Genomic DNA, 10323 nt, shown 5'->3' on the forward strand with positions numbered 1-10323 from the left:
GATTCGTTTAATCACGAGAATTTTCGTGGTTTCCTTCACTATTTGGTTGAGTCGGAGTAGGAACCGTTCCTTGTTGATTTCCTTGCTGGCCACCTTGTTGATTCCCTTGATTTGGAGTAGTAGGTGAACCTTGGTTACCACGTGGAACTGACGTTGAAGAGGAACTTGATGGTGGTGTTTTGGGTTTATAAATCGAAATTTTAATACGTGTGCTGGCTAAATCAATTTTTCCACCCGCTTTTGGACTTTGCTCTACAACAGTCCCCTCAGCAGTTCCTTCAGGAGCTTTAGACACTTCTACAACTTCGATATTAGCCTCTTTCACCCCAACAATTTGAATCAAATTAATTTTAGTGAATTCAAGACTTGAACCAATATAACTTGGCATTGAAATAGAATTTACTTTTTTAGCAACAGTCAGAACTATTTGAGTTGCCTTGCTAAGATCGTAGGTTGTTCCCTCCGGTAAACTTTGTTTCATGATTGTACCGGCTTCGATTTCGTTGGATTCTTCTTCCTCAATCTTAATTAGATTTTCTGGAACCTTCTTGCCTTTCAATTCTGCCACTACATCACTAGATTTTCGTCCAAGATAATTTCCAAGTTGGAAAGATTGCTGACCAGAAGACACAATCAAATTAATTTTTGTTCCTTCTTTGCGTGTCGTACCAGCGTCAGGATCGGTACGAATAACACGACCTTCTTCAACCTTATCACTAGCCTCTGTTTTTTCTTCACCAACCTCAAAATTGGCTTTCTTAAGCGCTTCTTTAGCCTCAGCAACCGTCTGACCTGCCACCTTTGGAACGGCAATGGTAGCAGGCGTTCTATATAAAATCCATACTAAGGATGCCACAACCAACAAGAAGGTCGCAAATAAAATTGGATAACGTGCTTTCAGGCGACGCCGTTTGGTTGGCTTTGGACTAGGTACTGGTTTTTCTGTCTGATGAGGCTGGGGCTTAGGCTGAGGTCTTCCCTCTTGTACCGGAGCTTTAGGAATAGAAGTCAAGGTACTTTGTGGAACTTTAGGAAGAGTTTTAGTATCTGCCTTAGTTGCATCGTCAAAGACTAGCTTTGGTTCATTACGACGATTATTAGACAAACTACTCGACAAATCCACATACATTTCAGCGACTGATTTGTAGCGATCTGTCAATTTCTTAGCAGTTGCCTTGATAACAACATTTTCTAGAGCCTGAGGCACAGATGGATTTTCGGCTATAACCGATGGCAGTGGTTTCTGGAAATGCTGGAGGGCGATGGTCACTGCGCTATCCCCATCGTAAGGAATATGACCTGTCAGCATCTCATAGAAAATAATTCCCATGGCATAGATATCACTCTGCACAGTTGCTTTAGAACCACGCGCCTGCTCTGGTGATAAATAATGCACAGAACCTAGCATTGAGTTGGTCTGAGTTAGACTCGTCTCTGCAAAGGCTACTGCAATCCCAAAGTCTGTAACTTTGGCAGTCCCATCTGGGGTCAAAAGGATATTTTGCGGTTTCAAATCCCTGTGAACAATTCCTCGAGTATGGGCTAAGCGCATAGCCAAGAGGATTTGTCCCATGATTCGAACCGCTTCTTCATTTGAAAGAGGGTGATGTTCCTTGATATAGCGTTTGAGGTCTAATCCAGCAACATATTCCATTGCGAGATACTGTTGTCCCTCTTCTTCACCGATATCTGTAATCCGAACGATATGAGGATGGTCCAAATCTGCCATGGCTCTCGCTTCCCGCTGAAAACGAGCCACAGCAATCGGGTCTGTCTGGTAGTTGGTCCTCAGGACCTTTACCGCCACTTCTTCCCCGTCTAGAATCAAATCTTTAGCCAAGTAAACATCTGCCATGCCTCCTCGACCAATCTGTTTGAGAATCCGATACCGCCCGGCAAAAATCTTGCCGATTTGGATCATTCTGTTTCCTCCTCATTAACAGCAATAAGGGCAACTGTGATGTTGTCTAAACCACCTGCATTGTTGGCAAAACGGATCAAGGTTGCTGCCTTATCTTCCAAAGAAATATCGCTGGTTACAATATCAGAAATCTCACTTCCTGAAATCATATTTGTCAAGCCATCACTATTGAGTAAGAGATAGTCCCCAGGCTCAAGGGTGATTATTCCAAAATCAGGCTGAATTTCATCTTTTTGACCAATAGATTGAGTAATAATATTTTTCTGTGGATGGCTAGCAGCTTCTTCTGGCGTCAATTGACCAGCCTTAAGCAATTCATTGACCAAAGAATGGTCGCTCGTTAACTGGTGGTATTCTTCTCCACGAATCAAACCGATACGAGAATCTCCGATGTGGGCATAAATAGCCTGATTATCAATAATGGCTAAAGCCTCAAGGGTTGTTCCCATTCCTTTATAGGCTTCATTTTGTCCCAATTGGTTAATCCTTTGATTTTCAATCTCAAGGTTGTTAGCAAACCATTCACGCACTTCATTAACCGTATCGATTTGTGTATCAACCCAAGCTACACCCAGGTCTGTTACCGCCATCTCACTAGCGATATTCCCTGCGCGATGACCTCCCATACCATCAGCTAGGATAATCATGGTACGCCCAGCTCTATTGACATAGTGGTTGACATAGTCTTGGTTATTTGTTCGTTTCTGACCAACATCTGTTAATAATGAAATTTCCATGTGTTAGTTCCTTCCTAATCTGATATCTTGCGAAATTGACTGATAAAGAATCCATCACTTCCATACAATTCAGGTGTAATGAGGATACAGCCGTCTTTCATGATATTCTTACATTCATGTTCTAGTGTTACCTGCTCAAATTCAGGATGACTTTCTAAAAATGCCTGTACGACTTGAAAGTTCTCCTCTGAGACAATAGTACAGGTACTATAAGTTATTATACCACCTTTGCGTAGTGTTTGACAAACACTACCTAATATTTCTAGCTGAATTTCCTGCAAGGACGCGAAATCTGCCGTTTCTTTATTGTATTTGATGTCTGGTTTGCGTCGCAGAAGACCAATTCCTGAACAGGGAGCATCTACCAAAATCTTATCAAATGAATCCTGACCAAAAAACTCATGTACCTTTCTGGCATCCAATTTTTGCGTTTGAATCCGATCTGCAACCCATAGACGTTGGGCATTTTCTTGAATTAAGTCCAACTTATGGTCGTACAAGTCCAGAGCAGTAACCTGACCTGTCGTGAGATAAGAGGCTATATGGGCTGTTTTCCCACCCGGAGCCGCACAGGCATCTAGAACCTGCTCATCACCTTGTAAATCAAGAGTGGGAGCAACAAGCTGACTGGACTCGTCTTGGATGGTAATGGCTCCCTCCGCAAACAAATCATGGCCTGCAAAATGCCCCTGCTCCTTAACCAAACCAGAAGGAGACAAGGATGAATCACTGGCCTCCAACAAGGCTTGGATTTCCTCTTTTCGTCCTAAGTCTGTTACACGAATGCTGGCCTTGTTTCGCACCAAAATGCTTTCAAAGATAGCTTGCGCTCGCTCTTCTCCGTATTCTTCCTTGAGCTTGGCAACTAGCCAAACTGGGAGAGAATAGGCAATGGAATCACGCTTGTTTTTTCGTTTGATGCTAGCAATATCTGGCCAGCCTTCACGCAAGATACGGCGAAGGACGGCGTTGAGCAATTTTTCACTGCCTTTTTTACGGACTTTGGCTAATTCCACTGCTTCATTAACCACAGCATGGTCTGGAATCTTGTCCAAATAGCGGAGCTGGTAGGCACTCATGAGAAGAAGGACATAAAGCCAACTATCTAACTGGTCTCTGTCTTCGATAAAGTGGGATAGGTACCATTCCAGAGTCAGTTTACGGGCTACCGTTCCATAGACAATCTCTGTCACCAAGCCCTTGTCTGCTACAGAAAGTTGACTTCCCTTGAGATGCTTATTTAAGGCGATATTTGAGTATGCTTGATTGATAAAAACATCCTCTAATACTGCTAGGGCTAAACTTCTAGCTGTTTCTACTTTAATCACCAAATCGTTCTCCTACAGTCAATGTACGTCCAACACCGTTGAGGAAGGAAGCAATGTCCATCTTAGGTTTACCAGCTGGCTGCACTTGTTTGAGAGACAAAGCTCCTTCAGCCGTTGCGACAATCAATTCTTTCTTGCCGATAGAGAGAATCTCTCCTGGATTTCCCTGACCATCTACTGTTAGGGCTTCATAAATCTTAAAGCGGTCTCCCTTAAGGAAAGTATGGGCAACAGGCCACGGATTCATTCCACGGATTTGGTTAAAGAGTTGACGATTGCTTTTATTCCAATCCAACTTTTCTTCCTCGGGTTTGATATTTGGCGAGAAAGTAACCTGACTTGGATCCTGCGGTTCAGGTTTGATGTCACCAGCAATGTAGGCAGGCAAAGTGTCCAAAAGCAAATCGCGACCAACAAGAGCTAATTTCTCAAACAAGGTGCCAACATTGTCCTCATCCGTGATAGGAATACTGCGACGAGAAATCATATCCCCTGCATCCATTTCCTTAACCATCTCCATAATGGTCACACCAGCTTCCTCGTCCCCTTGAATCAAGGCATAATGGATTGGCGCTCCACCACGATGTTTAGGAAGAAGAGATGCATGAACATTGACCGCAAAGTCCATGCTATCAAGGAGTCTACTTGGGAGAAACTGCCCAAAAGCAGCTGTCACAATCCCATCCGCTCCTAGCTTCATAATAGCTTCCATCTCTGGACTTCCAGATAATTTTTCAGGTTGGTAGATTGGAAGACCCGCTTCTTTGGCAGCCTGCTTGACTGGGGTTTCTTGGATAACTTTTTTACGTCCGACAGCACGGTCTGGCTGGGTCACAACGGCTAGAATTTCGTAACGGTCATCTGTCAAAAGTCCTTTTAAGACTGTTGCTGAAAAGTCGGGGGTCCCCATAAAGATTAATTTTGTCATATCTTCTCCTTCTTATAAAAATTGCTGTGGCTCATGGTCAATGCTGAGACGGAGCTCACTATTTTCCCGTTCTTGAGTCAAGGCCAAGACCTGGTTGAGGGTCGGCCCCAGCTCATCTTCTAAACGGTATTTAATCAAAATCTGATAATGATAGAGGTTGTGGGTACGAGCAATGGGTTTGGGCGTTGGCCCAAGAATGTTACTGGTCTCTGACAATCCTGACCGCAAAATGTTCATAACTTCATAGGCACGTTTGACCACCTCTTCTTCTTTCTTGTGAGAAAGGGTAATGCCAATGGTGAAATAGTAAGGTGGATAACCAAGTTGTCGTCTGATTCCCATTTCATAAGCGTAAAAACCTTCGTAGTCCTGGTCTTTTGCAAATCGAATAGCGTAGTGCTGAGGATTGTAAGACTGAATCAAGACCTGCCCAGCTTTTTCAGCTCGACCTGCACGACCTGCCACCTGAGTCAAGAGCTGGAAGGTTCTCTCAGAAGAACGGAAATCTGGTAGATTCAAGGCCGTATCCGCATTGAGCACTCCGACCAAAGTCACATTGGGAAAATCCAATCCCTTGGCAATCATCTGAGTACCAAGTAAAATATCTGCTTCCCCTCTACCAAACTGGTCAAGCAGAGCTTGATGACTACCTTTCTTACGAGTCGTATCCACATCCATGCGCAGAATACGGGCCTGGGGAAAGAGTTCTGCCAGCTCGTCATAAGCCTTCTGTGTCCCCGTCCCGTAGTAACGAATACTGCGACTCTTACAGTTAGGACAGACCTGAGGAATGTCCTTAGAAAAACCACAATAATGGCAGTTCATGGTCTTGGTATCCATGTGCAGGGTCAAAGAAATATCACAGTTGGGACACGTATCAACGGTCCCACACTCCCGACACATGACAAAGCTAGAATAACCACGGCGATTGAGCATGAGAACCACCTGCTCTTTTTTAACCAGACATTCCTGAATAGCTTCTAGCAAAGGAGGCGTAAAGTTTGACGTCTCGTTTTGTCCGATATAGTCTCGAAAGTCAATCACTTGAACCTCAGGGATTGTAGCCAAAGGATTGGCGCGTTGGGTCAGACGTAAGTGTTGATAGACGCCTTTGCCAGCCCGAGCACGGCTTTCCAGACTAGGAGTTGCTGAACCAAGTACCAGGGCAGCTTGATTGTACTGAGCCCGTAAAATGGCCACTTCTCTAGCATGGTAACGGGGATTACTGTCTTGCTTATAAGTCGCTTCATGCTCCTCATCGATAATCATAACACCTAGATTTTTCAGCGGAGCAAAGATGGCCGATCTAGCACCCACAACAACTTGAGCATCGCCGCGTTCTACCTTGCGCCATTCATCATACTTTTCACCATTAGACAAGCCTGAGTGAAGAATAGCCACTTTCTCACCAAATCGAGCAATAAAACGCTCCGTCATTTGTGGAGTCAAGGAAATCTCAGGCACCAGCAAAATAGCTGTCTTGCCCTTGTCCAAGGCCCCTTGGATAATCTGTAAGTAAACCTCGGTCTTCCCACTTCCTGTAATCCCTTGAAGGAGGAAGGGAGGCTGGTGACTGCCAATCGCACTGATAACCACATCACGCGCCTGTCTTTGCTCTGGATTCAACTCCAAAGGCTGACTTGCCTCAATGCCTTCAAAATAAGCAGCCGAGCGTTGAACTTCCTTTTGGACTATGGTCACAGCACCTTGTTCGACAAAGAAGTTGACTTGCTCCCGCGAGTAGGACTCTAACAAACTAGCCAAGGAAGCACTCTCTGGATGAGACAGCAGATAGTCTCTCAGTTCTAACTTTTTCTTGGCGCGTGTAGAAATCTCGACACCTTCTAACTGAACAAGGTCAATCTCATACCAAGACTGGGTCTTGACCTTCTTTTGATCGACCGCCTGATATTCCAGACCAAGCAAGCCTTTTCTAGTTAAACGCATCATTTCTGCTTGCTTACCTAAATCCAGAGAAGAAAAGGCTAGCGAATCTTCTGAACCAAACAGACGCTCTCGATCTTCCTGACTCAGACCTGCCAGAGGATAGAGAATCTTGTCATAGCTGGAGTTCAGAAATCCCGGTAACATAGCCTTAAGGATGGAGATTTTGTAGGAGAAGACGGACTTGCGGAGCTCCTCAGCCAGCCAGAGTTGTTCTTGCGTGAGTACAGGAGAAAAATCCAGTACCTCAGCAATATCTTTTAAATCTTGATTTGCCTCTTCTTCATCCGATTGAGTCTCCAAACCAAGAACAATCCCTTGAATCAGGCGATTCCCCTTACCAAAAGGCACATGAACCCGCATCCCAACTTCCAACATTCCCATAAATTCCTCCGGAATCCTGTAACTATAGGGCTGGTCCGTCTGCATCAAAGGCACATCTACAATAATCTTGGCTATGGCCATCTTCTCACCTCCTCCTTGTCAGTACATTCTTGCAATAGAAAAAATAAGATTGAGTCCCCCCAACCTTAAATTTTTTCACCATCTTCTTTTTCTTTAGCGATTTGCTCTTTGATTTTCTTTTCTTCTTCTTCTTTGCGGCGTTTTTCTTCTTCGATACGGCGACGCACTGCTTCACGTTTTCCTTCTGGATCTGGGTGAATCGTAACGTTTCCTGATTCGATTTCTTCTAAAGCGCGAAGAGTTGATTTTTCAGATTTGAAACCTTGAGTTGCTGGCGCACCTGCTTCTAATTCGTGGGCACGTTTTGCTTCCAAGATTACGAGTGAATATTTTGAAGGAACCTTGTCGAGCAAGGTATCAATAGAGGGTTTTAACATCATTTGCTTGTACCTATTTTCTAAATTTTATCGGCTAGTTGGAGACTTTGGTAACATCTCCTGATAATGACCAATGACACGGTCCACACGGAAGTGCTCTGCTTCGATAACACGTTTGACACGCTCAGCGGCTAGGGGCACCTGATCGTTGACAATCGCGTAATCATACTCACGCATGAGGGCAATTTCTTCCTTGGCTTTTTCGATTCGTTGGGCAATCACTTCTGCACTGTCTGTTCCACGTCCTACCAAACGATCTTGCAATTCATCCAAATCTGGTGGTGTCAGGAAGATAAAGACAGCATCTGGAACCTTTTTCTTGACCTGAAGAGCTCCTTGAACTTCAATTTCAAGGAAGACATCGATTCCCTTGTCCAAGGTTTCATTTACGTAGGTCAGAGGAGTTCCATAGTAGTTGCCGACATATTCTGCATATTCCAACATCTGTCCTTGACGAATCAGCTCCTCAAACTCTTCGCGAGTACGGAAGAAATAATCAACACCGTCCACTTCTCCAGGACGTTGTGCGCGTGTCGTCATTGATACAGAGTATTGAAATTGGTTTTCAGAACTCTCAAAAATCTCTCTTCTAACCGTTCCTTTTCCAACCCCTGAAGGACCAGAAAATACGATTAGTAAGCCTCGGTCTGCCATTGTGTCTCCTTTTAGTCAGTCTGTGAAATAACATTTCTCTAGAATAACGGCAAAAAGCCAGATTATCCTTTACAGTCTTTCTATCTAGTGTAACAAAAAAGCAGTAATTTTTCAACTGCTCTTTCTTATTTATTTGGCATAGTCTACTGCTCGAAGCTCACGAATCACGGTTACCTTGATATTTCCTGGGTAATCGAGATTGTTTTCAATTTTCTCACGAACTTTGTGAGCCAAGATTGTGACTTTGTCGTCCTTGATTTTTCCTGGATTGACCATGATACGGATTTCACGTCCTGCTTGAAGGGCAAAGCTAGTTTGTACTCCTTCAAAGCCGTTAGCAATTTCTTCCAAATCATGAAGACGCTTGATGTAGCTTTCAAGAGACTCACTACGAGCACCTGGACGGGCTGCACTCAAGGCATCTGCTGCAGCAACGATAACTGCAATGACGCTTTCGGCTTCTACATCGCCGTGGTGACTAGCAATCGTATTCACCACAACTGGGTGTTCCTTGTACTTACGGGCCAATTCCATACCGATTTCAACGTGGCTACCTTCAACCTCGCGGTCAATAGCTTTCCCGATATCGTGAAGGAATCCAGCACGACGGGCAAGAGCCGCGTTTTCGCCAAGCTCACTAGCCATAATACCAGCCAACTTAGCAACCTCAATCGAATGGCGCAAGACATTTTGTCCATATGAAGTACGGAACTGCAAACGTCCCATAATCTTCATCAAGTCTGGATGAAGGTTTGGCGCACCAATCTCATAGGCAGCGGCCTCACCGTATTCACGGATCTTATTATCAATCTCTTGACGGTTTTTCTCAACCAACTCTTCGATACGAGCTGGGTGGATACGACCATCCTTGAGCAACATTTCCATAGTCATACGGGCAATCTCGCGACGAATCGGGTCAAAACCTGACAAGGTCACCACTTCTGGTGTATCGTCGATAATCACATCGACCCCTGTCAAACTTTCAAAGGTACGAATGTTACGACCTTCACGACCAATAATGCGTCCCTTCATAGTATCATCTGGCAGATGAACTGTTGAGTTTGTCGACTCCGCTACATACTCACCAGCGATACGTTGCATAGCTTGAACCAAGATGTCCTTGGCCATTTTGTCAGAACGTTCCTTGACCTCTTGCTCAGCTTCACGAATGCGGCTGGCAATCTCCTTGGTCAAGTTCTCCTCTGTCTGAGCCAAGATAATATCTCGTGCTTCTGCCTGAGACAGGGCACCAATACGCTCTAGTTCTGCTTCTTTTTGTCTTTCGACTTCCTCTAATTGCTCTTCACGCGCATCAAGGTTTTTCGCTCTATCAGAAATACTTTGTTCTTTTTGTTCAAGTGTTTGTTCTTTACTCGTCAAATTGTCGTCTTTACGGTCAAGGCTAGTAGCTCTCTCTGTCAAACGACTTTCGATTTGTTTGAGTTCTTGACGTTCTGATTTGAATTCAGCGTCCACTTCTTCACGGTATTTTCTGGCTTCTTCTTTGGCCTCCAATAGTGCTTCTTTTTTAAGAGACTTACTTTCACGCTTGGCTTCATTAACAAGTAAATCCGCTTCACGCTCAGCTTGTCCACGTAAATTAGTTGCTTCTTGTTCAGCATTTAAAAGCATCAACTCTGCAGCTTCCTGAGATGATTTCATCTTGGCTGAGATGCTGACATATCCAATGACTAAACCAATGATGACGGCAAAAACAGCAATCGCAAGCGACATGATTTCCATGTTTTTACCTCATTTTATTGTTATTCCGAATGACATACATTCTTTTACATTCTACCATAAAAAAGTGATTTTCACAAACCTAAAATAGAATATGTTTTGGGGAATTTGGAATGGGTAACTTCTCAAAGTAACTTCCACTCACCTGACCAAAGTGGAAATTAGTCTAAAACGGATTTTTATGGTGGAATTAAGTGTGAGACGTTTGAGTTAGAAATGAGGTCTACTA

The 10323-nt window shown here is 44.1% G+C and carries 8 protein-coding genes; all 8 read right to left on the reverse strand.

The window, feature by feature from the left end; all coding sequences use genetic code 11:
- Window positions 1–7: 7 nt before the first annotated feature.
- A complete protein-coding gene (pknB, locus tag K4Z77_RS03500) occupies window positions 8–1921 on the reverse strand; it encodes a Stk1 family PASTA domain-containing Ser/Thr kinase (RefSeq protein WP_070479796.1) in 1914 nt (637 codons plus the stop codon).
- On the reverse strand, window positions 1918–2658 hold the full coding sequence (locus tag K4Z77_RS03505) for a Stp1/IreP family PP2C-type Ser/Thr phosphatase (RefSeq protein ID WP_224218454.1): 741 nt from the start codon (window positions 2656–2658) through the stop codon (window positions 1918–1920). Before K4Z77_RS03505 ends, pknB begins: the two co-directional genes overlap by 4 nt.
- A gap of 14 nt (window positions 2659–2672) precedes the next feature.
- Window positions 2673–3986 carry a 16S rRNA (cytosine(967)-C(5))-methyltransferase RsmB gene (gene rsmB, locus K4Z77_RS03510; protein WP_224218455.1) on the reverse strand — a complete coding sequence of 438 codons (1314 nt, stop codon included), beginning with the start codon at window positions 3984–3986 and terminating at the stop codon, window positions 2673–2675.
- On the reverse strand, window positions 3979–4914 hold the full coding sequence (gene fmt, locus K4Z77_RS03515) for a methionyl-tRNA formyltransferase (RefSeq protein WP_224218456.1): 936 nt from the start codon (window positions 4912–4914) through the stop codon (window positions 3979–3981). Before fmt ends, rsmB begins: the two co-directional genes overlap by 8 nt.
- A 12-nt stretch (window positions 4915–4926) precedes the next feature.
- The gene (locus K4Z77_RS03520) at window positions 4927–7323 is read right to left on the reverse strand and encodes a primosomal protein N' (RefSeq protein ID WP_224218457.1); all 2397 of its coding nucleotides are present in this window, start codon (window positions 7321–7323) and stop codon (window positions 4927–4929) included.
- Between the two features lie 65 nt (window positions 7324–7388).
- Complete coding sequence (rpoZ, locus tag K4Z77_RS03525; protein WP_000979235.1) at window positions 7389–7703, reverse strand: DNA-directed RNA polymerase subunit omega; 315 nt, start codon at window positions 7701–7703, stop codon at window positions 7389–7391.
- A gap of 24 nt (window positions 7704–7727) precedes the next feature.
- Window positions 7728–8354, reverse strand: a complete 627-nt coding sequence (gene gmk / locus K4Z77_RS03530) for a guanylate kinase (RefSeq protein WP_000775040.1) — start codon at window positions 8352–8354, stop codon at window positions 7728–7730.
- A 129-nt stretch (window positions 8355–8483) separates the two neighbouring features.
- Entirely contained in the window at window positions 8484–10097 is a 1614-nt protein-coding gene (locus K4Z77_RS03535) for a ribonuclease Y (RefSeq protein ID WP_224218458.1), read from the reverse strand.
- Between the last annotated feature and the right edge of the window lie 226 nt (window positions 10098–10323).

This window comes from Streptococcus mitis subsp. hohhotensis (assembly GCF_020089495.2).
GTDB classification, from domain to species: Bacteria; Bacillota; Bacilli; order Lactobacillales; family Streptococcaceae; genus Streptococcus; species Streptococcus hohhotensis.

Excerpts from the sequence above, each read along its gene's own strand:
- pknB (WP_070479796.1), bottom strand. The coding sequence starts at position 1,921 with ATGATCCAAATCGGCAAGATTTTTGCCGGGCGGTATCGGATTCTCAAA.
- K4Z77_RS03505 (WP_224218454.1), bottom strand. The coding sequence starts at position 2,658 with ATGGAAATTTCATTATTAACAGATGTTGGTCAGAAACGAACAAATAAC.
- fmt (WP_224218456.1), bottom strand. The coding sequence starts at position 4,914 with ATGACAAAATTAATCTTTATGGGGACCCCCGACTTTTCAGCAACAGTC.
- K4Z77_RS03520 (WP_224218457.1), bottom strand. The coding sequence starts at position 7,323 with ATGGCCATAGCCAAGATTATTGTAGATGTGCCTTTGATGCAGACGGAC.
- rpoZ (WP_000979235.1), bottom strand. The coding sequence starts at position 7,703 with ATGATGTTAAAACCCTCTATTGATACCTTGCTCGACAAGGTTCCTTCA.
- gmk (WP_000775040.1), bottom strand. The coding sequence starts at position 8,354 with ATGGCAGACCGAGGCTTACTAATCGTATTTTCTGGTCCTTCAGGGGTT.
- K4Z77_RS03535 (WP_224218458.1), bottom strand. The coding sequence starts at position 10,097 with ATGGAAATCATGTCGCTTGCGATTGCTGTTTTTGCCGTCATCATTGGT.